Below are 25,668 nucleotides of genomic sequence, written 5' to 3'. Positions count from 1 at the left end.
ACTCAGATATGGATAACACTAAGAAAAGAACAGGAAATATAAAATACATACTTCAGTCCTACGGGACGATCATAGCGCTGGCGGCAGTTATTGTGCTGTTCAGCGTCATCAGCCCGCAGTCATTTTTTACACTGACAAATTTTATCAACATTACGAGGCAAATTTCGCTTCTGGTGATGATCTCACTGGGGGCCACGATGGTCATGAGCATCAATGAATTTGACCTGTCCATCGGTTCCATGGCGAGCCTGGGCGGGATTATGGCGGCGCTTCTGGCAGTCAGCGGCGTTCCTATTGTGCTCTGTTTTCTGATTCCCATTGTGATCAGCTTCGTAATCGGATGGATTAACGGGTGGATTGTGGCGAAGTTCAGGGTACTCTCATTTATTACAACGCTGGGTATGAGCACGGTGCTGTCCGGTGTGATCTACCGTCTGTCCGGCGGCGCCACGATCTTCGAGAATATTCCGAAAAGTTTTTCCTGGCTGGGGACTACAAGACTGGGACGCATTCCCCTTTTGTCTCTTCTGATGATCCTGGCAGTGATCATTTTCTGGTACCTTATGCGCCACACTGCGCTGGGACGGAAACTGTACGCTATCGGCGGAAGTGAAGAAACGTCAAAAATATCCGGGATTAACGTTAAGAAATATAAAAATATTGCCTTTGCCATTTGTTCGGTTATGGCCTGTATTACCGGCATGCTGATTGCATCCAGAGTAGGCTCGGCCAACACGACGGCGGGAGACGGATATTTTCTCCAGTCATATGCTGCGGTGTTTATTGGCTGTACAGCGTCTAAGAAGGGCATCCCGAACATCATCGGGACTTTGATCGGGGCGGCTATCCTGGGAATACTTGCAAATGGACTGACAATGCTGCAGATACCGACTTATATGCAGGATATCATAACCGGAGCAATTATTATCCTGGCAGTGATCGCTCAGAAATTAGGTCGTGGAGATTCAAAATAATGAAAAAACAGTGTTACAACAAACGGAATCAGGAATACTTAAACGGACACAGACATTCGTTTGTCGGATTTTTTACGGCCGGATATCCCGATACAGAACGCTTTTTTTCTGTGATACGGAAAGCACAGGAGTGTGGAATGGGGATCTTTGAGATCGGATTTCCGGCCAAAGATCCGTATGCGGACGGAGAACTGATCCGTAAGAGCCATAAAATGATTGACCACAGGATAAGCAATGAGCGGAAATTCTGGGAAAAATTAAGAGAGACGACAGATCATCCGATCTGGCTCATGGGTTATAAGGAAGATCTGATCGATACGGGAATCTACCTGGAGCTGGCCAAAGCGCAGGTTGTTGATGCTCTTGTGATACCGATTCTGCCGGTCGGAGAGAGAATCAGGCTCATGAATGAACTGAAAGAATATGGAGTAGATATGCTGGGCTTTATAGGAAATCAGATGGAATGGGAAAACAACGATATCGTCTGTGAGAAATTTCCGATCATCTATCAGCAGCTTTATTCCGGGCCCACCGGGTGTGTAAACAATACAGATTCTTACAAGCGTCTGTTTCATTTCGTGAAAAAATCGTCCAACGGGTATGTGTTTGCCGGTTTTGGGATCGGAACTGAGGAGCGGGCAGCAGAACTTTTGAAAGATGGATTTGACGGTGTGATCATCGGAACAGCTATCATGAAAAAAATGAATGTATCAGAGGAAGAATTGATGGATTTTCTGAAAAAGATGGAAAAGACAGTCGAAGAGGTGGATTGATGTCTTATATTGCAACGTATGATGTGGGAACAACGGCGGTAAAAGGTGTCCTTGTCAGGGATGACGGGGAGGTCAGTGCCTCGGAGTCAGTAGAGATAAAAACGTTTTGTGACGGGAACATGCGTGAGCAGGATCCGGATGAATGGTTTGATGCATTCTGCCGGATCGGCAGGAAGTTTGCATCCTGTGTGCCGGCCGGAGATATAACAGCGGTGGTTATGAGCGGTCAGATGCAGGATCTCATTCTGGTGGACCGGCAGGGGAGGCCTTTAAAAAGGGCGATTCTGTACTCAGATGTCAGAGCAGAAAAAGAGGCACAGGCGGCCACAGAACTTTTGTCGGCGGAGCGGCTGGAAAAGGTAACAGGAAATAATTTTGACGGTTCTCTGCCTGTGGCAAAACTGATATGGGTGAAGAAGAATCAGCCGGAACTGTATGAGAGGACATATAAGATCCTTATCAGTTCCAAAGATTACATTATTAACAGACTTACCGGGAGGGCCTGCGGAGACTACACGGCATGTTCGACTGCAGGTGCCATGAATCTCGCAAAGAAAGAATGGGACAGGGAGCTGATCGGTGAACTGGGATTGGATGCGGGACTGTTCCCGGAACTGAAATATCCCCATGAGGCTGTGGGAAAGATCAGGGTGGATTTAGAGAAAGACTGCGGTTATACCAGTGAAACTACAGTATATGCCGGCATCGGAGACGCAGGTGCAACTACCCTGGCCAGCGGTATCTCGGAAGCCGGGGAATATAACATCAATCTGGGAACATCCGGATGGGTGGCGTCTGTCAGCGGCAAGAACCTGGAACTGCAGGGCAGGGTGTTCAATCTGGCAGGTTTTACAAAAGAGACCTGTATCAATGTGGTGCCCTTTTTCAATGCAGGAAATGTTCACAAATGGATTGCCGGGATATTTTCCGACGGGGAGAAGACAGATTATGCCGGTCTTGGCGCAATTCTAAGTAAAAGCGAGCCGGGCAGCCATGGCCTGCTGTTCCTGCCATATATTACGGGAGAACGTTTCCCGGTTATTGATCCCGGGATCCGGGGGTGTTTCTATGGGATTACTCCGGATACATCAAAGGCTGATATGGCCCGGGCCTGTCTGGAAGGAGTGGCATTTTCTATCAGGCAGGGGCTGGAGCTGATCAGTCATTCTCAGAAAAGTATTTCTCTGATCGGAGGCGGGGCGAGAGAGAAGACCTGGTGCCAGGTGATCGCTGATATCCTGGGAAAGGATATCGCAGTCTGCAGGAATTCCGATATCCTGCCGGCCAGAGCAATCGCTGCGGCCGCGATGATGGGGGAAGGGATTCTGTCAGATTATAAAGAGTTTACCAGATCTCTGCAAAATGAGGAGAATCGTGTAATATACAAGACAAATGCATCCGTCCATGAGAGATATAATGAAATATTTCAAAGATTTCAAAAGCTATATCCAGGCCTGAGCAGCATCTCACTCTGAAAGGGATGTGACGGGGACTTCCGCATATGGTATAATCGGTTACAGAAAGATGATATCAATGCAGGAGTATCTTAACAGTTATGAAACGAAATATCAACCTGAACGAAATATCTGACGGAAGACTTTATTCTTCCGGTGACATGGTGAAAGCGGACTGCCGGGGATGCGCCGGCTGTTCAGACTGCTGCCGGGGGATGGGAAACTCCATCATCCTGGACCCGATGGACCTCTGGAGGCTGAAACAGGGAATAAAGAAGGACTTTCAGGCATTGCTGGAAGAAAGATATATAGAGCTGAATGTGGTGGACGGGATGATCCTGCCCAGCCTGAGGATGGAAGAAAAGGAGGACGCCTGTCCCTTTCTGGATGAAAACGGCAGATGTTCCGTGCATGCATTCCGTCCCGGGATCTGCCGTCTGTTTCCTCTTGGGAGATATTATGAAGAGGACGGATTCCGGTATTTTATCCAGATCCATGAGTGTAGCCGGAAAGACAGAGGCAAGGTAAAGATCAGGAAATGGCTGGAGATCCCAAACCTGAAGGCATACGAGGCCTATATCCTGAAATGGCACGATTTCCTCAAAGAGTGCGAGTCTGCGCTGGATACTCTGAGTGAAGAAAATGTACGGATCCTGACATTGTTTGTTCTGAGAAAATTTTATGAGACGGCGTATCCGGCACAGGATGAGAACGGGTTTTATTCAGAGTTCTCTGACAGGCTGAGAGAAGTAAGAGAAAAATTCGGGTTCTGCGCAAATGAACCGGGCAGGTAAAACAAGTCAGAAAAACAGACAGAATATTTGTGCAAAACTGCCTTTGAAAAATCAAAGGCTTCGGTAGTAAGATAATAAAAGACGTGTAGCATCACTGCGTAAATCCAGTTGAAGGCTGCGCGTCTTTTAGTTTGTCCTGCAGCGATATAGTTCCTCGATTTATGTCCTGCGGCGGCACAGGGAATAAAATAGAAACGGAGGAAAAGAAAATGCCGAATAACAAAAAACAGGGGATCATTTTCGGGATCATTATGTCCTATGCTATGGCATATGGAATGGAAATCTATAATATTGCCATTAAAGAAGGCGTGAATCTGACAGCAGGGGGCTTCAGCAACATGACAAATATTATTTTTTGGGAGGCTTTGAAAGAGGCTGCCTATATGGGGCTGTTGGTCTTTCTTTTGTCCAGTTTGTGGGGAAACCGGGCCGGGGCTGTGTTTGCGGACAGACATTGTGATCCGGAGAAAGATAATCCGTACATATGCCAGCTTCTGCGTCAGGCGGGGACAGTAGCTGTCATGTGTCCTGCCATGAGTCTTGTGGCATCGATCCTTTTCAACGTTATCCTGGGAGACACATCAGCTGTCCGGCTTCCGGCGATCTGGGTGGGCACATTTATGAAGAACTTTCCCATGGCATTTTTCTGGAACATGTTCGCGGCAGCTCCATTTACCCGTTGGATCTGCGGCAAGCTGTTTTCACAGAATTAATACCCTTCAGGAGAGAAAAATGCAGGAATTATAATTACATTAATAAATTAATGATAAACATTAATTTAATATTGAATATAGTTAATTTTCATGTTATGATAAAATCACAGAAATAAAAAAGATGGGATACAGATCGAGGTGATGTATCATGATGAAAGAAAAAAGCGTGATGAAACAAAGGTGTGCGGAACTGGGCGTGGGCACCGGATTCTTTTTCTGGCTGGCGGCCGTATTGTCAGCGGCAAATCTGATTTTCTGGATCTGGGCGTGCCTTCAGCCGGAGTCCTCGTTTTCTCTGTCTCTTTCGGACACTCCATCCGGATTTTTCGGAGTCGCGGAACTTGCGGGAATACCGGAGGGCTTCCTTTCGGCGGCGGCGCCGGACAGACTGGAGATTGCCACGGGGATCCTCAATGAGGCGGCAGCGCAGATGCCCCAATATGTATTCCTTGCAGATTTCGCATGCCATATCGGCATGTGTGCGGCACTCACTGCATGCCTGTGGTATATCAGGAAGATTTTTAAAAACATCGGAAAGTTTGAAACTCCTTTTGTGAAGGAGAACAGCCGGGCAATCTTCTGTCTGGGGATTGTGGTTATCCTGGTCTTTGCCATGAAAGATGCCTTTGCGGCACTTGCATTTGCCCGCGGCATCGGCGGAGCGGCCCACGACATTATCAATCTTGGATGGTTCGCCCCGGCGATCCCCCTTTTCTGTCTTTCCTATATCTTTGAATACGGATGCGCCCTCCAGCAGGAATCCGACGAGACACTGTGAGGTGAGAAGAGATGCCGATCATTTTAAGACTGGACCGGGTCATGGCGGACCGGAAGATATCATTGAAAGAACTGGCAGAAAGAGTAGAGATATCGAATGTCAACCTCTCCAACCTTAAGACGGGAAAGGTGCGGGCGATCCGATTCTCTACTCTGGAAGCAATCTGCCGGGAACTGCACTGCCAGCCGGGCGATATCCTGGAATATGAGGAGGACAGCGCAGAAGGAGATGACGGGAGCCTGATGCCGTAATTATTCTCGTCTCTTCCATCCAAGCAGGAATGCGGAGTTGATGATCACAAGGACGGATCCTGCATTGTGTACGAGAGCGCCTGCCACGGGATTTAATATTCCGGTGATGGCCAGCGCGATGGCTGCAAAATTCAGCGTCATGGAAAAGGTCAGGTTCAGCCGGATCGTGGATATCATGCGCCGGGAGAGCCGGAGCAGATGGGGGAGTTCCCGGATCTCGTCATCCACCAGGGCAATGTCGGCCGCGTCAACCGCGATGTCGCTTCCGATCTTTCCCATAGCGATGCCCACCCGGGCTCTTCTGAGCGCAGGGGCGTCATTGACCCCGTCTCCGATCATGCAGACAGGCGAGCCATGGGCTTCGGATTGATCGATCCACTTCAGTTTATCTTCCGGCAGACAGTCGGAGCGTACTTCTTCGATGTGCAGGCGGGAGGCGATGTAACGGGCAGCGTTGGCATGGTCTCCGGTAAGCAGCACGGGAGTGACTCCGGCATTTTTTATTTCTGCGATCATGCGGGCAGCGTCCTGTCTCAGGGTGTCAGACAGGATAAGAAATCCGGCCGCTGTCTGATCAACACTGATATAGGTGACGGTACAGCCTTCCTCCAGACAGGTACGGGCAGAGCCGAGGATCTCCTCCGGCAGGGAGACACCGTTCTCCCGAAGCAATTCCTGATTTCCGGCAAGGATTTCTTTCCCTTCTATGACGGCCCGGACTCCCCGCCCCGGGAGCATGTGAAATTCTTGCGGCTGTTCCGGCGCCGGGGCACCGGTATTTTTATAGCATCGGACAATGGCCCTGCCCAGAGGGTGCTCAGACTTTGTCTCAGCCCGGGCAGCGAGCAGGTAGAGCTGCTGATCCGCAAGATCCGGGAGGAAACTTTTTACGGCGGTCACTTCCGGCGTGCCATAGGTCAGGGTGCCTGTCTTGTCAAAGGTAATGTTCTTCACAGCTGCCAGTCGTTCCAGCGCGTCCCCTTCCCGGACAAGAAAACCGTGCTTCGTGGCATTCCCGATGGCAGCCATGATAGCGGTGGGGGTGGCGAGAACCAGGGCACAGGGGCAGAATACGACAAGGATCGTGACGGCCCGGATGATCTCTCCGGTAACCAGCCATGTAACGGCGGCAGCGCCCAGGGCGATCACCACGATCCAGGTGGCCCACCGGTCGGCCAGTCCGACAATCTTAGCCTTTCCGGCGTCGGCGGACTGGACCAGGCGGATCATCCGCTGGATGGAACTGTCTTCGCCGACTTTTACCGCGTGCATTTCAAAGGCGCCAAACTGATTCATCGTACCGCTGGACACCTCGTCTCCGGGGCCTTTGTCCACGGGAAGGGATTCCCCGGTCATGACAGCCTGATTAACGGAGGTATCTCCGGAGAGGATGACACCGTCTACCGGAATGGCCTCTCCGGGCAGGACGCGGAGCACGTCGCCTGCCTGCACATCCTCCGCGGGGATGATCTCCTCAGCGCCTTCGATGATCCTGCGGGCTGTCCGGGGTGTGAGATGAACCAGCTTTTCGATGCCTGCCCGGGCTTTTGCCACGGTGAGATCTTCCAGAAGGGCGCCCAGCTGCATGATAAACGCCACCTCGCCGGCGGCGAAATCTTCTCCGATGATCACGGAGGCGATAAGAGCGATGGAGACAAGTACATCTGCCTTAATATCGAAGGCAGTGATCAGCCCGATGACTGCTTCCAGGATGATCGGGATCCCGCACAGGATGATGGCGACCCACGCCATATCAAAAGGGAGCGGAGAAAAGCCGGCAATGCTCAGGAGCAGAGCGGCGCCGGAGATGACGAGAAGGGTGATCTCTTTTTTCATGCCTCCCCATTCCAGAAAATGTTCTAATTTTTTCAAGGGAATATTCCTCCATTCATATATTTTCATCTTACTTTTAAGAATGAATGATTTTTTTCACAATCAAATTATACCTATACGGGTATAGGTTGTCAATGCAGAAAAAGAATCCCGGCAAAAGAGCCTGACATTGCCGTCAGGTTCCTGCGCCGGGGATCTTCTGTCCCGCGGATCTGTTTCCGCAAAGAATCATTTCATGTTGGCAAACCGTTCCACGGCTTTCGTAAAACTGGCGATCGTCTGATCCACATCACCGTGCTGGATCCCGTCCCTGACACAATGGTTGATGTGGCCTTCCAGCACGATCTGTCCCACCCGGTGGAGAGCGGATTTTGCGGCATTTATCTGGGAGAGGACATCTTCGCAGGGAATGTCTTCATCCACCATGCGGTCGATCGCCTGTACCTGGCCAATGATTTTTTTCAGACGACGGTGAAGATTGTCAGCATCCATGCATTGTCTCATTTTTGTTCCTCCTTGGTTTTTTCCTATTATCGTGTTCTTTCTTTCACAGCAGTTTTTCAAAGGTGTCATAGAAGGCGGGGTAGGAAACTTCCACGCATCTGCTGTCCAGTATGTTTGTATTTCCTTTAGCGGCAAGGGCCGCGATGCTGAACGCCATGGCGATCCGGTGATCCAGAAGCGTATGGATGGTGGCTCCGTGGAGCTTTCCGCCGGTGATGGTCATCCCGTCAGGAGCAGGGGTGACCCGGCAGCCCATAGCCTTGAGGTTGTCGGTGACGGTCTCGATCCGGTCTGTCTCTTTCACCTTCAGTTCCGCGGCGTCTCTGATGACAGTTGTCCCCTCTGCCACGGCGGCCATGACGGCGATCACGGGGATCTCGTCGATCAGGGTAGGAATGATGTCTCCCTCAATGACAGTGCCGTGCAGGCGGCTGGTGCGGACCAGGATATCGGCTATTTTTTCTCCGCCTTCTGTGCGTTCATTGAGGAGCGTGATGTCTCCCCCCATATCCTCGCAGACCCGCAGCATCCCGGCGCGGGTAGGGTTGATGCCGACATTTTCAATAAGGATCTCGGAGTCCGGGACGATGAGTCCGGCCGCGATGAAATAAGCGGCGGAGGAAATATCTCCGGGTACGGTGATCTTCTGGCCGTACAGCTCCCGGCCGGGCCGGATGGACGCTGTGGCGGCGGTGCTGTCCAGGGAGTGGACGGTCCGGATATCCGCGCCGAATTCCCGGAGCATCAGTTCTGTGTGGTTTCGGGAAAGCGAGGGTTCCGTGACAGACGTCTCCCCGTCCGCATACAGACCGGCCAGCAGAATGCAGGACTTTACCTGGGCGGAGGCCACCGGCGACGTATAGTGAATGCCGTGAAGGCGGGACGGGGTGATGTAAAGGGGAGCGCATCCGTTGCGAAGGATACTGGAGATACTGGCGCCCATCTGCGTCAGCGGGTCTATGATCCGTTTCATGGGGCGTGAGTTCAGTGACGCGTCCCCGGAAAGTTTGGATTCAAAGGGCTGTCCTGCCAGGATCCCGGAGAGCAGGCGGGTGGTGGTCCCGCTGTTTCCCACGTCCAGGATATGAGACGGGGCAGAAAGCCCGTGGAGTCCTTTTCCGTGGATCGTGACCGTGGAGCCTGTTTCCTCGATCTGGATCCCCAGAGTCTGAAAACAGCGGATCGTGGCGAGACAGTCCGCGCCTTTCAGAAAGTTGTGTACTTCTGTGACGCCGCTGGAAAGGGCGCCGAACATGACACATCTGTGGGAGATGGATTTGTCTCCCGGAACGGTGACTTTTCCTTTTAATCCGCTGATTCCGCATAATTCCATGATAGTTGTCCTCTCTGTTATTTATCGTTTCTGGTGTTTTTCGTCTCTTATGGCTTTTGGAGAACCGAAGTCTCCGGAAGGGCCAAAGATCTGCGCATCGTCAGGTCTCATAGACGATATAACGGTATTTGCGCAGCAGGGAGGAAGCCTTGGCCGAGGCGTCCTCGTCGTAGAATTCAATCCGCAGTACTCCCTCTTCAAATTCCCGGTTATGCACGATACCGATATTTTTGATATTGATATTGTTGCTTGCCAGGATGGTGGCGATGGTGGCGATCCCTCCCGCTTCGTCTATGATATCGCAGTAGAGCGCGAACTGTTTCTTGATCGGTCCCGCAGAACCGTCCGGCATGGAGTTCCGGTAATCGCGGGAAGACTCGAACAGGGAGTAGAGCGCATCCTCACTGCCGGAGCAGACAGCGTCCCTGGCGTTTTTGAGGGCACTGATATATCCGTCCAGGATGCGGGAGATATTGGCGCTGTTTTTCAGGCAGATCTGCTGCCACATGACCGGGGAGGAGGACGCGATCCTTGTAATATCTTTAAAACCTCCCGCCGCCAGCGCCTTCATCAGTTCATCCTTCGTGTCCGTATCCCGCACATAATTGACCAGTGTGGAAGCGATGATATGGGGGAGATGACTGATAGTCCCGGTGATATAGTCATGTTCCCGGTAGTCGAGAATGACAGGCAGCGCTTTCAGCGACGTGACAAATTCCCGGTATGCCCGGACCTTTTCTTCTGAGACACGGGCAGAAGGGGTCAGGATGTAGTAGGCATTCTCGATCAGATGGGCTTTGGAATTGACAAAACCGCTTTTTTCCGAGCCTGCCATGGGATGTCCCCCGATAAAATTTTCCTCCATGCCCAGAGCGATGATCTCTTCGTGGATGGAAGTCTTTACACTTCCCGCGTCCGTCAGGACGCAGCTGCTGCCGATCAGGTCTTTGAGCTGCGACAGATAGGCAGTGTTGCAGGAGACAGGAGCGCAGAGAAACAGATACCGGCAGCCGCTGAAATTTTCATCGATGGAAGAACAGGCGGTGTCTATGACACCTTCCTGGACCGCCAGGGCGAGAGTTTCCCGGTTTTTGTCGAATGCCAGGATCTCATAATCCGGGTAATAGCGGCGGACCGCCTTCGCGATGGAGCCTCCGATCAGGCCCAGTCCGATGAATCCGATCTTTACGGTGTTTTTTTCTGATGACATAGTTAGCTGGAAGTCCTTCCTGTATAAGTTTATTGACAGGGATATTTTAGCACTTTGCCCTGTAAAAGTAAACAGAGGAATATTTATGTGAAAAATATATAAAATAGTTGTAATGTTATAAAAATTTTAGTACAATATATCCATGATATGCATGGGTGAAAATAAAACACATGTAAATTACTACATATCAAGGAGGCAGCAGCATGAAGGTTTACAGAACGGACGAAATCAGAAACGTAGTATTGCTCGGGCACGGCGGAAGCGGAAAGACCAGCCTTGTGGAAGCAATGCTGTATGTATCAGGCGCCACCAACCGTATGGGCAAGGTGTCCGAGTCCAACACGGTCAGCGATTTTGATAAAGAAGAGCAGAAACGCGGATTTTCCATCAGCACAAGTCTGATCCCCATCGAGTGGGAGAAAGCCAAGATCAATATCCTGGATACACCGGGCTACTTTGATTTTGTGGGCGAAGTGGAAGAGGCGGTCAGCGCGGCAGACGCGGCTGTCATCGTCGTGTCCGGCAAGGCGGGGGTTCAGGTTGGCACAGAGAAGGCATGGGAACTGTGCGACAAGTACAATCTGCCCAGGATGGTCTATGTGACAGAGATGGACGTGGACGACGCCAGCTTCCGTCAGGTGGTGGAAGACCTTACCGCCAGATACGGCAAGAAGATCGCGCCTCATTTCCAGCCTATCCGTGAGAACGAGAAGCTGGTCGGATATATCAACGTCATCAAGAACGCGGGGCGCAGATATACGGGCATCGGACAGAGAGAAGAGTGTGAGATCCCGGATTACTGCAAGCCCAACCTTCAGGTGCTGAGAGACTCTCTTATGGAAGCGGTGGCAGAGACCAGCGAAGAATTCATGGAGCGCTATTTCAACGGAGAAGAATTCTCCATCGAGGAGATCCGTTCCGCCATGCGTACGGAAGTCATGGACGGGGATATCGTTCCGGTGGCCATGGGATCCAACGTACAGGCCCAGGGCGTGGCGAACCTTCTGTCTGATATCGTAAGATTCTTCCCCAGCCCGGACAAGAGGACCTGCGCGGGGATCAACCGGAGGACCAATGAGATCTTCGAGGCGAACTACGATTTCTCCAAAGCAAAGACCGCATATGTATTCAAGACAATGGTGGATCCGTTCATCGGAAAATATTCCTTTGTCAAGGTGTGTTCCGGCGTACTCAAGGGGGATGACGTCCTCTACAACGCGGATACTGAAGCAGAGGAAAAGCCGGGCAAGCTCTACACGATGTGCGGCAACAAGCCGTCCGAGGTGGCAGAACTTTTTGCCGGCGACATCGGCGCGATCGCGAAGCTGGCCAATACCAGGACCGGCGATACGCTGTCAACGAAGGCGAGTCCGGTGTCCTACGCAAGGACGGACTATTCTGTGCCATATACATATATGAGATATCAGGTGAAGAACAAAGGCGATGAGGACAAGGTTTCCCAGGCTCTGGCAAGGATGACGGCAGAGGATGTGACACTGAAGGCTGTCAACGACAGCGAGAACCGGCAGACGCTGCTCTACGGCATGGGCGACCAGCATCTGGAGATCGCGGCCAGCAAGCTGGCGGCGAGATATAAAGTGGAGATCATCCTGGAGACGCCAAAGGTTGCCTTCCGGGAGACCATCCGCAAGACGTCCGACGTGGATATGAAATACAAGAAACAGACCGGCGGCCACGGACAGTACGGACATGTCAAGATGAAATTCGAGCCCTCCGGGGACCTGGATACGCCCTATGTATTTGAAGAGTGTGTCGTAGGCGGAGCAGTGCCGAAGAATTATTTCCCGGCAGTGGAGAAGGGACTGCAGGAATCTGTGGTGAAAGGACCGCTGGCCGGATATCCGGTGGTGGGCGTGAAAGCGATCCTCTACGATGGATCCTACCATCCGGTAGATTCCTCGGAGATGGCGTTCAAGACGGCCACCAGCCAGGCATTTAAGAAAGGATTCATGGAGGCATCTCCGGTCCTTCTTGAGCCCATTGCCTCTATCAAGGTGACAGTTCCTGACGATTATACAGGGGATGTAATGGGTGATCTGAACAAGAGGCGCGGCCGCGTGCTGGGCATGAATCCTGTTTCAGGAGGAAAACAGGTGATCGAGGCGGACATCCCCATGACCGGGCTGTTCGGATACTGCACGGTCCTCAGATCCATGACCGGAGGAAGAGGAACCTATGAGTACCAGTTCGCAAGGTACGAGCAGGCTCCGTCCGATGTCCAGGAGAAGGAGATCGCCGCAAGGGCATCAGAAGAATAGGAAATTAAGATAAAAAATGTCTGAAATAAATAGAATATAAGACAGAAGTATGATATCCTCAGGCAGAGAGCTCTGTAAAGGCTCCTGTCTGAGGATTTTACTGTGAGGAGAGACCTGCCTATGACAAACAGGAAGACGAAAGAAACGGATCGTTTATATATTGTGATGCCCGCGTACAATGAAGAGATGAACATCAGAGAGACCGTGGCGCAGTGGCATAAGATTGCAGTAAGGACCGGACCGGAAAGCAGGCTGGTGGTGGTCAATGACGGCAGCAGGGACCGGACAGGGGAACTGCTGGATCAGTGCCGGGATGCCTGCCCCGGGATGATCGTCCTTAACAGACAAAACGGAGGACACGGAGCCGCGGTACTCAGCGGATATCGCTATGCCCTGGATCATGGAGCGGACTACATTTTTCAGACAGATTCCGACGGGCAGACGGTTCCGGAAGAGTTCTGGCAGTTCTGGCGAGATCGGAGACTCTGCGGTCTTTTGATCGGAGACAGGAGGCACCGGCAGGACGGGCTGGCACGTCTGGCAGTGACCCGGGCCCTTCGCATGGCTCTCCGGATCAGGTTCCGGATCTCTGTGAAGGACTCCAATACACCGTTCCGTCTGATGAGGGCCGGAGAACTCGCAGAGATCCTGGAGCTTTTCCCGGAACACTGCGCCCTGCCCAACGTGCTGATGAGCGTATGCTATCTGAGACTGGGAAAAACGGTCCGGTGGTATCCGGTCACTTTCCGCCCCCGGCAGGGCGGAAAAAATTCTCTGAACATCCGGCGCATCCTGAGACTGGGAGCCCGGGCCTGGAGAGAATTCGGAGAGCTGGACGGCACAAAAAGACGAAAATGTAAGAGACAGAAGGACAGGACTGAATAAATCAGCATTTAGACAATAAAGCAATATTTTGGAAGGAAAGCAGAATGGAAAGACTGTGGAAAAACAGAGAGTGGATGCCGGGTATCGGGATCCTGGCGCTTCTGATATTGTCGGCGGCGCTGCTTAAGGAGGACAGTGTGTCTTTCCTGAAGTGGTGGCTGCTGCTCCTGCTCCTCGGACTGGCGTTTTCTCCGCTGGCCGGACTTCTGTTCCGGGGATTCGCGGACCGGGGATATGTGTTTGCCAAGGCACTCGGGATCGGGGTGCCAGGCTTTGTATTCTGGGTTCTGGTATGTGCGGGAATCCTGCCTTTTAGTACAGGATGGGCATGGCCGGTCACGGCATTGTGCGCAGGAGTGTGCTGGCTGATGGTCTGGAAAAGAAGGATAAGAAAAGACAGAGGGCAAACGGACGGATCAGAGAAGACGGCCGTAAAGGGAAAAAAATTACCTGTGAGCTTTCATCTCATCCTCTGGGAAGAGTTCCTGTTCCTGCTGCTGATTCTCATGTGGACATACTTCGCGGGATTCCGTCCGGAGGCGATGGGCACGGAAAAATTCATGGATTACGGGTTCATGGCATCCATGATGCGCAGTGACACGCTGCCCTCCGCGGACATCTGGCAGGCCGGCTCCCATATCAATTATTATTACGGAGGACAGTACTACGCGGTGTATCTGACCCGGCTCAGCTTTACCCGTGTGCAGGAGACGTATCATCTGATGCGCGCCGCTGTGGCGGCCTTTGCCTTTGTCCTTCCCTTTTCGATGGTTTACCGCCTTCTTCAGGGGACAGGGAAAAAGACGGCAGACATCGGGCGGCGGAAGAACCGGGCCGCGGCGGCAGGGGGGCTTCTGGCGGGAGCGGCTGTCTCCTTCGGAGGAAATATGCACTACGTGTGGTACGGGAAACTGCGTCCGCTTCTGGCCGGCATTTTCGGCTGGCAGCAGAAAGATTACTGGTTCCCGGATTCCACCCGCTATATCGGCTATGACCCGGATGTGGCGGACAAAACGATCCATGAATTTCCATCTTACTCTTTTGTCCTGGGCGACCTGCACGCCCACATGGTAAATCTGTTCCTTGTGCTCCTGCTTCTGGGGATCTTGTATTCCTTCCTGCGGCAGGTGAGAGAACAGAGGAGAAGCGGCAGATTTTCGGTTTCAGAGCTTCCGGGGATGCTTTTGAATCCTCATATTCTGACTATGGGATGGCTGCTGGGGGTTTTCCAATGGGCCAACTACTGGGATTTTGTGATCTATCTGACGGTATGTCTCGGGGCAGTGACCTATGCCGGTATCTACCGGAAGAACTGCCGGCCCGGGCAGGCTCTCATCTGCGCGGCGGTGTGGGGCGCAGAGCTGGCGGCGATCGCGTTTCTCTGTGCGCTGCCGTTCCAGATAAGTTTTGAAACGATGGTGTCCGGAGTGGGAGTCGCGGAGAATCACTCCCTGCCCCATCAGCTTCTGCTGTTATGGGGACTTCCGGCTGTGCTGACAGTGGTATTTTTTGTTTATGCTGTCCGAAGGAGTATCCTGCAGAGGAAAAAAGGTACAGGCATCCTGCGGCAGTTTTTCCTGAAGAGTCCACTGTCGGATCTGACAGTTTTTCTGTGGGGGCTGTGCGCTCTGGGGCTGGTGCTTATTCCGGAACTGGTCTATGTCCGGGATATTTATGAAGAGGGATATGCCCGCAGCAACACTATGTTTAAGCTGACCTATCAGGCGTTTATCATGTTCGGGATGTGCATGGGCTATATTATTGTACGGTTCCTGACTCTCAAGCGGCGGCTCCTGCCGAAGATTTTTGCGGGAGCCGGACTGGCCTGCCTGCTGGGCACCTGCTGCTATACCGTGACGGCAGTCGGTTCCTGGTATGGAAATGTTCTGGATCCCTCAGGCTATCAGGGACTTGACGCAACAGCGTTTCTGGAGGAGGAGTATCCCGAAGATGCCGGGGCGATCCGGGCATTGGAGGAGGATGCAGCGGAACATCCGGAATATGGGACAAATCCGGTGATCGTGGAAGCGGATGGGGAGAGTTACAGCCGGTACTGCCGGGTGTCGGCAATAACGGGGCTTCCCACTGTGTCCGGCTGGTATACCCACGAGTGGCTGTGGAGAGGAGAACCAAAGGAACAGCAGAAAAGATCAGAAGAGATCCGCAAGTTCTATACCGGAACAGACATGGGGCAGACCGAGGAATTTCTGGAGAAGTATCAGGTTCGCTATATATTTGTGGGAAGCTGTGAGAAGGAAAAATACGGGGACGCTTTGAATGAAGAAAAACTGAGAAGTCTGGGAACAGTGATCTACGATGAGGGAACATTGGTGATCCGCGTAGGAAAATAACGGAGACAACCGGCCTTGTGCCCGGCGTATAAAAATGTTATAATTGCCGTATTATTGTGACAGGATATTCTGAAGGAAGGACAGAAAGGAAAATGGGAAGATTAAAAGGGAAAATACTGATCGCGATCCTGATCATCCTGGCAGCGGGGATTTATTATTACGCGGCGCTGCCTGCGCTCAATATCCATTCGGCGGAGATCTGGATATTCATGATCGTGCTGGGACTACTCGCAGCGGTGATATTCATAAGGAAAAAGCAGCTGAACCGTTATGAGCTCAAAGAGTCAAAAGGACTGAAGATCATCCTGGGGATCGTAGGGCTGATCGTTGTTGTTTATCTGGTGGGTACGCTGCTTTCCTCACCGGTCGTCAATGCGAAAAAATACCAGCAGCTGATGACTGTGGAGACCGGAGAATTCGCGAAAGATATCGAGGAGCTGTCATTTGACCAGATCCCCCTTCTGGATAAAGACTCCGCGGAGCTGCTGGGGGACAGGAAGATGGGAAGCATGGTGGATATGGTGTCTCAGTTCGAAGTTGACGAGCTTTATTCTCAGATAAATTTCCAGGACAGACCCGTAAGAGTTTCTCCTCTGAAATATGCCAGTATCATCAAATGGTTTACAAACCAGGGGGAAGGAATCCCGGCCTATATTAAGATCGATATGGCAACACAGGATACAGAACTTGTAAAGCTGGACGAGGGAATGAAATATACGACCAGCGATCATTTTAACCGGAATATCTACCGTCATCTGCGGTTCAGATATCCCACATATATATTCAACGATCTGAGTTTTGAGGTGGATGAGGAAGGGACGCCTTACTGGATCTGCCCCGTCAAGAAATTTAATATCGGACTGTTCGGCGGAGAAACGATCGGGCGGGTGGTACTGTGCAACGCGATTACCGGTGAGACGGAAGACTATGCTATTGAGGACGCTCCACAGTGGATCGACAGGGCATATTCGGCAGACCTGCTTGTGCAGCTGTATGATTATTACGGAACCTTGAAACATGGATTTTTCAACAGTGTTCTGGGACAGAAAGACTGCCTGCACACAACAGACGGATACAATTATCTTGCGATCAATGATGATGTATGGGTCTACACAGGAGTTACATCGATCACGGGGGACCAGTCTAATGTAGGATTTGTGCTTATGAATCAGCGTACTATGGAGACGAAATTCTATGAAGTAGAAGGAGCCACCGAGGCATCCGCTATGTCATCGGCAGAAGGCCAGGTGCAGAATCTGCACTATGTGGCTACATTCCCGCTGCTGCTCAACATCTCCGGGGAGCCGACTTATTTCATCGCCCTGAAGGACGATGCCGGGCTTGTAAAGAAGTATGCCATGGTCAATGTACAGAAATATCAGATCGTGGCGATCGGAGATACTGTGAGCGAGTGCGAGGAAGAGTACTCCAAACTGATGTATGAGAATGGAATCCAGGAGACTCCGGAAGATACCCGGGAGATCCAGTCCATCACCGCGCCCATTACAAAAATCGCACAGGGCGTTGTAGAGGGAAACTCACATTACTATATCATGCTGGAAGGATCTGATGAAATCTTTGATGTGTCAGTGGTGGATTTTATCGATATCATCCGGTACGACGTGGGAGATGAGGTGACCATTGAATATAAAGAAGGAGAGAGTAGTAATACGGTTCTGTCACTGAATGGAATAGAGAAAACTACTCCGACGAACGAAGAAGAGAGGTCACAGCAAGAGGATGATACAACTAACGGAGAAGTATCATAAACTGCGTTGACGGAAAACATAAATGTATTAAAGAGAAACAGAGCCGGTACACCAAGATGTGCCGGCTCTGATATTATTGAAATAAATTTTTATGATTTCTAAAGCAGATTGCATTCGGATGAATCTATATTAGGAATATCTTTCTTCTCCGCACTTATGCTAAGATAGAAATCTATTTTATTTTCAGTGGAGATCTTATTCAGCTTCTGGATGAAAGCCCCGAGACTTTCAAGAGTGATATTGGCCTGTTTCAGCACGCTGTCGATGAAAACTGCTTCAATGTCATGATTGCCGGCTGCCATGCCGTAAAGAAAACCGATGAATTCTTCAAGAGTAAGGATATCAGGATAATCAGCCATACGGATCACGCGGATATTGAAATCTACCGTGTATGTATCTTTATGGCTTTTTTTGATGAATACTACGTTTCCGTTGGAAGTTTTTACCTTTTCATTTGCAAGATCAATCATTTGCTGTGTTTTACCGCTGCCTCTTGGGCCTGTTACTAAATTTACCATGGCGAATCTCTCCTTTATGTATGTATTGTTTGAGACTTTCACCTCTCAAATATCTTAAACCTATTATACACTAAACCTATGTGGGGAACAACTAAAAAAACGATAAAAAAATAAAAAAAATTGAGCAATCTGACTATAAACGGGGAAACATAAATCTTATGAAGTTGCCAAGAAAGTATGAAAAGAACAGATGAAATAATGAGAAATATTTTCAAAAAACATTGTTGAAAAACAGAATGTCCTATGTTACTATCAAGTTAATTGAAAATCATTCTCAAAAAAGGAGAAGTCATGCCTACAGAAGTAATATCCTATTTCCTGAAAAACAGAAACCGAAAGACCAGACTGGAATTTCAGATCGCGCTGCAGTGCGCGCCGTTCCTGAAAGGCCTGAAAGTCTCCTGTGTCATTACACTGGATTTTGGACTGTATGGAGAGCTTGTGGAATTGTTTCGCGGTATGGATATTTCCTACCATCTGCTCTCCTGTTCCGAAGGAAAATGTCTTGTTATGTTTTACCGTCCGGATGAACTGGAAAGAAGCCTGAATCAGCCGGAAACACGGGAACTGATCCGAGAGTACGGTTATGCAGATATGAAGCTTGACGCAATGCTTGACCGTCTCTGTGAAAGGATCCGAAAGTTCGGGCGGAGAGGCATGGGGTTTCCACACGAAATAGGGGCGTTTCTTGGATATCCGGTGGGAGATATCAGAGGATTTATCGAAAATGAAGGACAGCGGTATCTGATGATCGGTTACTGGAAAGTGTACGGTGACCTGACCGGAGCGAGGATGAGGTTCAAGGAATTTGACCGGGCCAAGGATTGTGCGGTCAATGAATTTTTGACCGGGAAGAGCATCCGGGAAATTGCTCTGCAGAGATAAATATTATACAAAATGAAGAAGTGGAGGAAAAGAAAATGAGCGTACCGGTAGTATATTGGAGCGGGACAGGGAACACCCAGACTATGGCAGAAGCCGTTGCGGAAGGAATCCGTTCGGCGGGAGTCCAGGCAGACCTGATAGAGGTATCAGATGCGGACGCTTCGTCTGTTGTGTCTGAAAATGTATTTGCGCTGGGATGCCCGTCCATGGGAGCAGAACAGCTGGAAGAAGTAGAGATGGAGCCTTTTGTGGAGGCTGTGGAACCCATGGTGTCCGGGAAAAAGATCCTGCTTTTCGGTTCTTACGGATGGGGTGACGGAGAGTGGATGCGTGACTGGACAGAACGGATGAAAAAGGCAGGAGCAGTGCTTGTGCGTGATGAAGGTGTGATCGCGAATGAAGCTCCGGATGACGAGGCACTGGAAGAGTGCCGCGCGGCAGGAAAAGAGCTTGCAACGGGCGTATAAGATCACAGAAAGCATCTTCCTCTGGAAATACGTATCGCAGTGTAGAGTATTGCGGAAAACGCGCGACCCAGTTACTGACGTACAGAGTGGGAAATCTTGAGTTTCCGCAGATTGTACTAAAAAGATGAGTATGTCTTTCTAAAGTACCAATCTGCCCATTTTTTGAGAGATTTAGAATGGCAGCACCGAGAGTAGAGGCACTTTTATAAGCCCCGCCGGAACCGGGCTTTGGGAGACATATACTTTTATCTATTCAGGCGGTCAGCTTAAGGCAGAGTTGACGGTATGTCGGACGCTTTGTCCTGTACCAGAGCCGGATGCCCTCTTTGGCATGTGACAGTATGCCGGAGATGCCTTTTGCCAGCCGGTAATAGCAGAAACTGACTTTTTCCTTGATCGGGTCTGCTTCCTGTATGATTGAAACTTTCAGGGCGTTTGTCTCAGGACTTAATTCTTCCTGAGCTAAAAATGCCATGGCTAAAGTAATATAAAAGTTAAGCGCATTAATGGCTTCCAGTTTTCTTACACGGAAATTTTCAAACTGATAGGTCTGCTTTTTACAACGGAAATATTCCTCGATCCGCCATCTGGAAAAATAAGTTCTGGCAATGCGGATCACATCATCCTTTGAACGGATCTCTTTGTTTGTAGCCAGCATCATGGGATGTTCCGTGATCCCATAGACCAGGACCAGATAAATATTTTTCCGGGAGGCAGTGATCTGAACTTTTACGTGGGAAAGATATGCGGTATGCTCTTTTCCCTTATAGAAAACATCCGCTTTTACTTTCCCTTTCCTCCGATTCTGCAGTTCCGTTGCCTTTGTCCATTTGTTGTGATAAAGAAGTTTCCGGTTGGATTTCAGGCGGATCACGTAATCCTGCTTCAGATGGTCGAGGATGAGAAAGATCTTATTGTCATCATAACCGCGGTCCATAACAAAGGTGGCCTTTCCGAAAAGAGCAGATGCCTGTTTGATCGCATCAAATGTGATGGTATTTACAGATTTATAGTCCTTCTCAACAGAAGAATGGATCATGGAAAAAACACTGACAGGATGCTTGTTGGCAGTCAGGACACAGGCCTCTGTTACATGGTATCCTTTTTTATAAACACTTTTCGTCTGTGTGCTTTCAGAACCATCGCGAACGATACCAAGAGCTTCAAACTGTTTTCCATCTGGTTTTACGATATCACTTTCATCAATGAGGACCACTGGTTCAGAGGGAACGAGTCTCTTTACGGTGTGGAGATAAGAAGCGGCAGCAGAAGCCGGCGTTCCTTCCGAAAGATGATTTGAAAGCCGTTTTACAGTATTCACCTTATGTACCGTTTCATGAAGCTGGTCGGAAATATCAGTGAGCAGACAGCTTCTGGATGCCAGAATGCCATAAACCATATCTGCTGTGAACTTCCGATCTGGTTTCGAAAGTCTGCGGGAGATTTTATTAGTAAAAGTCAAAATTTTTCTTTTCAAACGGTAGGTAATTGATGTAGAATTAGCCATAAGGAATCCCCTTTCTTTTTGTTTAGTAAGGTTTTTGTTTTGCAGCTTAATTTTACATCAAAAAGGGACAGGATTCCTTATATTTTGGCCATTTTTTGAAAGTTGTGGATAACAAAACGCAGCAGATTTGTCTGAGGGAATAATTCTGCGGAAACTCAAGGTGGGAAATACATTGACAAATTCTCTCCGGAGCGCATATCATAAGATATCGATAAAATTTATCGGCGCAAGGTTATGTGGAACGAAGGGAGAAGCTTATGAATCAGAATACTTTATTTGGGATATTAATACCATTTGCCGGGACCGCGCTTGGCTCGGCGATGGTATTTTTTATGAAAAAGGAGATGGATAAACGGGTTGAGAAGCTGCTTCTCGGATTTGCTTCAGGGGTAATGATGGCAGCGTCTGTGTGGTCGCTTCTTATACCGGCCATTGATATGGCAGAGCAGAAGGGCGGAATTCCATGGCTGCCTCCGGCAGCAGGATTTCTGTTGGGGATGGGATTCCTTCTCCTTTTGGATACCCTGACACCACATCTTCACTATACCGATGAAAAACCGGAAGGCGTGCCCTCCCATTTAAAAAAAACTACCATGCTTGTCCTTGCGGTCACTCTCCACAATATTCCTGAAGGAATGGCAGTAGGAGTGACGTTCGCAGGTGTTTTGTCAGAAAATACATTGATGACACTGGCAGGGGCATTTGCGCTTTCTATCGGTATCGCTATCCAGAATTTCCCGGAGGGGGCGATCATCTCCATGCCGCTGAAAAGTCAGGGCCTGTCCAGAAAGAAAGCCTTCGTATACGGCGCTCTGTCAGGAATTGTAGAACCTGTGGCAGCCTTCTTGACTATACTGCTGACCGGACTTGTGGTGCCATTGCTTCCATATCTTCTTTCCTTTGCGGCAGGAGCAATGATCTATGTGGTCGTGGAAGAACTGATCCCTGAAGCGCAGACGGGGGAGCACTCCAATATCAGTACTGTAGGCGTGGCAGTGGGGTTTGTCCTTATGATGATACTGGACGTGGCATTAGGGTAAATAATCTGAGTTTGTTGGGGGGATATCGACACCGGGGAGGGTAGATAATGCTTAGGAAATAGAAAAAGCTGGTATCGGAAAACCGTATTCTGTTGCCGCAGAAAGGTTTTTCCGATTGCCGCTTTTTCCCTTTCCTACGCTTCGTCCATCCCCTCCGGCGTCACGATTCAGCCCCACAGCAAACCCGAGGTTTGAAAGTAATATAAGAAGGGAACTGTGTTGGAAAAAGAAACATTTAGACGCCAGGTATTATTATGTCAAATGTTTTCTGGCTTTTTTGAAGACAGGCTATATAGTCGATAACGTTCTGCTTTCATATTGCTTTTAAATCGTGAGATTGTTGAGGGAGGCGGATACCTCTCCCTTTCCTGGCGGCCACATCCCCCTCCGCAACAAACTCAGATTTATTTAATTAGTTCTGTCAGCGGCCGGATCTGATATCCCATCTCCTCCCATTTTGTCAGCAGTTCATCCAATATGGCGGCATTGGTGTCTGATGTGCTGTGAAGCAGGACGATGGCGCCGGGATGGATACGTCCCAGCAGTTTTTCAAAGGCCTCTTCCTTTGTGGGCTGGTCGTTGTCATACCAGTCTACATAGGCCAGGCTCCAGAAGAACGTGTGATATCCCAGTTCTTTTGCCATTTTCAGGTTAGATTCGCTGTATTTTCCCTGTGGAGGGCGGTAGAACCGGGTCATTTCCTGACCTGTAATATCCTGATAGGCAGTCTCTACATCTTCCAGCTCTTTTTGGAACGATTCCATGGTTGAGATCTGCGACATGTCAGGATGATGCCAGGTGTGATTTCCTACAGTATGCCCTTCTTCCACCATTCTCCGGATGAGATCCGGTTCAGATTCTATGTATGTACCAACGACGAAAAATGTGGCAGACACATGGTGCTTTTTCAGGGCATCAAGGATAGTTTCTGTGTTCCCGTTTTCATATCCGGCATCAAATGTCAGATACAGTACTTTTTCATCTGTATTGTCCCTGTAGTATGCATCGTATGCTATGAGTTCTTCCTCAGTGGCGTTGCCCACAGGAGGCTGACCTTCTTCCTGGAAGCTTAATCCCCAGTTCCCCTCTGCTGACGTGGGAACGGCCGCATCCGGTGAAAGTTCCTGACCGTGCAAAGTGAGTGCTCCGATCCCGTATCCCAGTCCATAAGCTGCCGCGAAGAGGAGAAGGAGCGCGCCGGTCTTTCTTGTCAGGAGGATATTTCGAGAGAAGGATTTTATCCGATGGAGGGGATGCTGTTTCATGATGGTCCTCTTATCAGTGTGGTTTGTAGAAAATATATGACAGAAAGAAAGGAATGATGCTCTGTCTGCAGGATAAACTGATGATAAATGAGCCGGGAGGAGATGCTTGGTAGACATTTTTCTGAAAGGATAGTAAAATTATTGGAGAAACCTAATCATGAAATGGAGATCACACATGGAAAGAGCAGTTTTATTTTTTGATATTGACGGAACGCTTTTGAGTGAGATTACAGGTACGATACCGGAGAGCGCAACAGAGGCGCTTTGGGCGGCGGAGAAAGCCGGTCACCTTTTGTTTATCAATACAGGGAGAACAGCGTGCAGTCTGCCGCCGGAACTGTACAGCCTTCCCTTTTCGGGATTCCTCTGCGGATGTGGGACTCACATTACCTGCGGAGACCAGGTGCTCCTGTCCCACCCCATGACTTCTGACCGGGGGAAAGAGATCATTGACAAAATACGTTCCTGCAATTTGGGCGGGATCGCCGAGGGGACAGAGGATGTGTATTTTCCCAGCTTTGTTTCCAGATTTGATAAGCTGGAATCCACAAGAAGGTATTTCCGGGAGAGAGGGATCGGCATCGAGCGTTTCCTTGATAGTGGAAATATAGAGTATGATAAACTGCTGGTTTACTCAGATGAACAGAGTGACCTGCAAAGTTTCCTGTCGTTTGTGGAAAAGGATATGGAAGCAATGGACAGGGGCGGCGGCATCTATGAAGTGATCCAGAAAGATTATTCTAAGGCGACAGCCTGCAGCTTTATTCTGGAGGAATTCGGGATCGCCAGGGACCATGCTTATGTGTTTGGGGACAGCAGTAACGATCTGGCTATGTTCCAGTTCGCTTTCCACAGTGTGGCCATGGGGTGCCATGACCAGGTACTGGATCCTTTTACAGAGTATGTGACCCGGACTGTGGAGGACAATGGGATCGAGCATGCTCTGCGGCATTACGGGCTGATCTGAGAAAGAGGCAAAAGAGGAGAGCCACAGATCGGTTCACAGCAGAGACAGAAGATAGAGCAGGAGAAGGAAGAACAAAATGGGGAAGATGAAAATTTTTGTATATAACTACAGAGAATTTGACGAAGCAGAATATTTTCAGAAATTTTCTGAGAAATACGATGTTGAGATGGGAATCTGCACAGATGCCCCGACTTTGGAGAATGCCCGTCTGGCAGAGGGGTACGAATATATCAGCATTATTACGTCGAAGATCGACAGTGAGCTGATGGAACGCTTCCATGAGCTGGGAGTGAAGATGATATCTACCCGTACAGTCGGGTATGACCATGTGGATATCAGCGCGGCTCGGCGGCTGGGGATCCATGTCAGCAATGTGTCCTATTCACCGGAATGTGTGGCGGATTATACGGTCATGCTGATGCTGATGTCCATTCGGAAGATGAAGCGCATTATGCAGCGGGAGGAGATCAATGATTTCTCTCTCCCGGGGATCCAGGGGCGGGAACTGCCGAATTTTACGGTAGGCGTGCTGGGGACAGGCCGGATCGGCCAGGCAGTCATCCGGGATCTGTCAGGATTTGGATGCAGGATATACGCTTACGATAAATACGAGAACGAATCCGTGAAAAAGCGGGCCAGCTATACGGATCTGGATATGATCTGCAGAGAATGTGACCTGATTACACTGCACATGCCGCTGCTGGAGGATAATTACCATCTGATCGACGGAGAGGCACTGGCAAAGATGAAGGATGGGGTAGTTATTATTAATACTGCCAGAGGGGGCCTGATTGATACCCGGGCGCTGATTGAGGGGATCGAGTCGGGCAAAGTCGGCGCCGCCGGGCTGGATGTGATCGAGGATGAATTCGGAATGTACTATTATGACCGGAAATCAGATGTGCTTGGTAAGCGGGACCTCTATATTCTGCGTGGGTTCCCTAATGTGATTGTGACCCCTCATATGGCATTTTATACGGACCAGGCGGTCAGTGACATGGTGAGGCATTCCATTGAAAGTTGTCTGCTGCATGCAGAGGGAAAAGAAGATCCCTGGACAGTGGTTTAATATCAAATATATTAATAGAAAATTAAATATATTGACATAATATTACAAA

At 49.9% G+C, this 25,668-nt stretch carries 23 protein-coding genes; 16 read left to right on the top strand and 7 right to left on the bottom strand.

Annotated features, from left to right (window positions below):
* The first annotated feature begins 8 nt into the window (after window positions 1–8).
* The 7 genes from BQ7367_RS13705 (at window position 9) to BQ7367_RS13675 (ending at window position 5,737) form a co-directional block, all read left to right on the top strand.
* Entirely contained in the window at window positions 9–974 is a 966-nt protein-coding gene (locus BQ7367_RS13705) for an ABC transporter permease (protein WP_072525943.1), read from the top strand.
* The gene (trpA, locus tag BQ7367_RS13700) at window positions 974–1,747 is read left to right on the top strand and encodes a tryptophan synthase subunit alpha (protein WP_072525942.1); all 774 of its coding nucleotides are present in this window, start codon (window positions 974–976) and stop codon (window positions 1,745–1,747) included. The genes BQ7367_RS13705 and trpA overlap by 1 nt, the downstream gene beginning before the upstream one ends.
* Window positions 1,747–3,222, top strand: a complete 1,476-nt coding sequence (locus BQ7367_RS13695) for a xylulokinase (protein WP_072525941.1) — start codon at window positions 1,747–1,749, stop codon at window positions 3,220–3,222. Before trpA ends, BQ7367_RS13695 begins: the two co-directional genes overlap by 1 nt.
* 80 nt (window positions 3,223–3,302) lie before the next feature.
* A complete protein-coding gene (locus BQ7367_RS13690) occupies window positions 3,303–3,995 on the top strand; it encodes a YkgJ family cysteine cluster protein (protein ID WP_072525940.1) in 693 nt (230 codons plus the stop codon).
* Between the two features lie 209 nt (window positions 3,996–4,204).
* Window positions 4,205–4,708: a DUF2798 domain-containing protein gene (locus tag BQ7367_RS13685; protein WP_072525939.1), complete on the top strand. Its 504-nt coding sequence runs from the start codon at window positions 4,205–4,207 to the stop codon at window positions 4,706–4,708.
* Between the two features lie 148 nt (window positions 4,709–4,856).
* Complete coding sequence (locus tag BQ7367_RS13680; protein ID WP_072525938.1) at window positions 4,857–5,486, top strand: hypothetical protein; 630 nt, start codon at window positions 4,857–4,859, stop codon at window positions 5,484–5,486.
* A gap of 11 nt (window positions 5,487–5,497) precedes the next feature.
* Complete coding sequence (locus tag BQ7367_RS13675) at window positions 5,498–5,737, top strand: helix-turn-helix domain-containing protein (protein ID WP_072525937.1); 240 nt, start codon at window positions 5,498–5,500, stop codon at window positions 5,735–5,737.
* On the opposite strand, the gene BQ7367_RS13670 is transcribed toward BQ7367_RS13675, so the two are convergent.
* The 4 genes from BQ7367_RS13670 to BQ7367_RS13655 all read right to left on the bottom strand — a co-directional run bounded on the left by BQ7367_RS13670 (window position 5,738) and on the right by BQ7367_RS13655 (window position 10,617).
* Window positions 5,738–7,573, bottom strand: coding sequence for a heavy metal translocating P-type ATPase (locus tag BQ7367_RS13670; RefSeq protein ID WP_235837624.1), 1,836 nt, complete (start codon window positions 7,571–7,573; stop codon window positions 5,738–5,740).
* Window positions 7,574–7,798: 225 nt separating this feature from the next.
* Window positions 7,799–8,074 carry a metal-sensing transcriptional repressor gene (locus tag BQ7367_RS13665; protein ID WP_072525935.1) on the bottom strand — a complete coding sequence of 92 codons (276 nt, stop codon included), beginning with the start codon at window positions 8,072–8,074 and terminating at the stop codon, window positions 7,799–7,801.
* 43 nt (window positions 8,075–8,117) lie between these two features.
* A complete protein-coding gene (gene aroA, locus BQ7367_RS13660) occupies window positions 8,118–9,407 on the bottom strand; it encodes a 3-phosphoshikimate 1-carboxyvinyltransferase (protein WP_072525934.1) in 1,290 nt (429 codons plus the stop codon).
* A 100-nt stretch (window positions 9,408–9,507) separates the two neighbouring features.
* Window positions 9,508–10,617 carry a prephenate dehydrogenase gene (locus BQ7367_RS13655; protein ID WP_072525933.1) on the bottom strand — a complete coding sequence of 370 codons (1,110 nt, stop codon included), beginning with the start codon at window positions 10,615–10,617 and terminating at the stop codon, window positions 9,508–9,510.
* Window positions 10,618–10,820: 203 nt separating this feature from the next.
* Between BQ7367_RS13655 and BQ7367_RS13650 the strand changes: the two genes are divergently transcribed.
* The 4 genes from BQ7367_RS13650 (at window position 10,821) to BQ7367_RS13635 (ending at window position 17,901) form a co-directional block, all read left to right on the top strand.
* On the top strand, window positions 10,821–12,896 hold the full coding sequence (locus BQ7367_RS13650) for an elongation factor G (RefSeq protein ID WP_072525932.1): 2,076 nt from the start codon (window positions 10,821–10,823) through the stop codon (window positions 12,894–12,896).
* Between the two features lie 120 nt (window positions 12,897–13,016).
* Window positions 13,017–13,781: a glycosyltransferase family 2 protein gene (locus BQ7367_RS13645; protein ID WP_072525931.1), complete on the top strand. Its 765-nt coding sequence runs from the start codon at window positions 13,017–13,019 to the stop codon at window positions 13,779–13,781.
* 44 nt (window positions 13,782–13,825) lie between these two features.
* On the top strand, window positions 13,826–16,132 hold the full coding sequence (locus tag BQ7367_RS13640) for a DUF2298 domain-containing protein (protein ID WP_072525930.1): 2,307 nt from the start codon (window positions 13,826–13,828) through the stop codon (window positions 16,130–16,132).
* A 92-nt stretch (window positions 16,133–16,224) separates the two neighbouring features.
* Window positions 16,225–17,901, top strand: coding sequence for a hypothetical protein (locus tag BQ7367_RS13635; protein WP_072525929.1), 1,677 nt, complete (start codon window positions 16,225–16,227; stop codon window positions 17,899–17,901).
* Window positions 17,902–17,999: 98 nt separating this feature from the next.
* Here the strand turns inward: BQ7367_RS13635 and BQ7367_RS13630 are convergent, their stop codons facing one another.
* Entirely contained in the window at window positions 18,000–18,419 is a 420-nt protein-coding gene (locus BQ7367_RS13630; protein WP_072525928.1) for a hypothetical protein, read from the bottom strand.
* A 291-nt stretch (window positions 18,420–18,710) separates the two neighbouring features.
* Between BQ7367_RS13630 and BQ7367_RS13625 the strand changes: the two genes are divergently transcribed.
* Window positions 18,711–19,304 (top strand): DUF3793 family protein, encoded by a 594-nt coding sequence (locus tag BQ7367_RS13625; RefSeq protein WP_072525927.1) that lies wholly within the window; start codon window positions 18,711–18,713, stop codon window positions 19,302–19,304.
* Between the two features lie 35 nt (window positions 19,305–19,339).
* Complete coding sequence (locus BQ7367_RS13620; RefSeq protein WP_072525926.1) at window positions 19,340–19,771, top strand: flavodoxin; 432 nt, start codon at window positions 19,340–19,342, stop codon at window positions 19,769–19,771.
* A 253-nt stretch (window positions 19,772–20,024) separates the two neighbouring features.
* Here the strand turns inward: BQ7367_RS13620 and BQ7367_RS13615 are convergent, their stop codons facing one another.
* Entirely contained in the window at window positions 20,025–21,170 is a 1,146-nt protein-coding gene (locus BQ7367_RS13615) for a transposase (RefSeq protein WP_235837530.1), read from the bottom strand.
* Window positions 21,171–21,535: 365 nt separating this feature from the next.
* Here BQ7367_RS13615 and BQ7367_RS13610 point away from each other — a divergent pair, with 365 nt between their 5' ends.
* Entirely contained in the window at window positions 21,536–22,318 is a 783-nt protein-coding gene (locus BQ7367_RS13610; protein WP_072525925.1) for a ZIP family metal transporter, read from the top strand.
* A gap of 404 nt (window positions 22,319–22,722) precedes the next feature.
* Here the strand turns inward: BQ7367_RS13610 and pdaA are convergent, their stop codons facing one another.
* Entirely contained in the window at window positions 22,723–23,583 is an 861-nt protein-coding gene (gene pdaA, locus BQ7367_RS13605; protein WP_083588948.1) for a delta-lactam-biosynthetic de-N-acetylase, read from the bottom strand.
* A gap of 157 nt (window positions 23,584–23,740) precedes the next feature.
* Between pdaA and BQ7367_RS13600 the strand changes: the two genes are divergently transcribed.
* Window positions 23,741–24,550, top strand: coding sequence for an HAD-IIB family hydrolase (locus BQ7367_RS13600; RefSeq protein WP_442855391.1), 810 nt, complete (start codon window positions 23,741–23,743; stop codon window positions 24,548–24,550).
* Between the two features lie 85 nt (window positions 24,551–24,635).
* A complete protein-coding gene (locus BQ7367_RS13595) occupies window positions 24,636–25,619 on the top strand; it encodes a D-isomer specific 2-hydroxyacid dehydrogenase family protein (protein WP_083588982.1) in 984 nt (327 codons plus the stop codon).
* The last annotated feature ends 49 nt before the right edge of the window (window positions 25,620–25,668 follow it).

Origin of the sequence: Clostridium sp. Marseille-P3244 (assembly GCF_900120155.1) — a bacterium.
Lineage (GTDB): Bacteria > Bacillota > Clostridia > Lachnospirales > Lachnospiraceae > Mediterraneibacter.
This window is presented reverse-complemented; position numbering and strand designations above follow the sequence as displayed.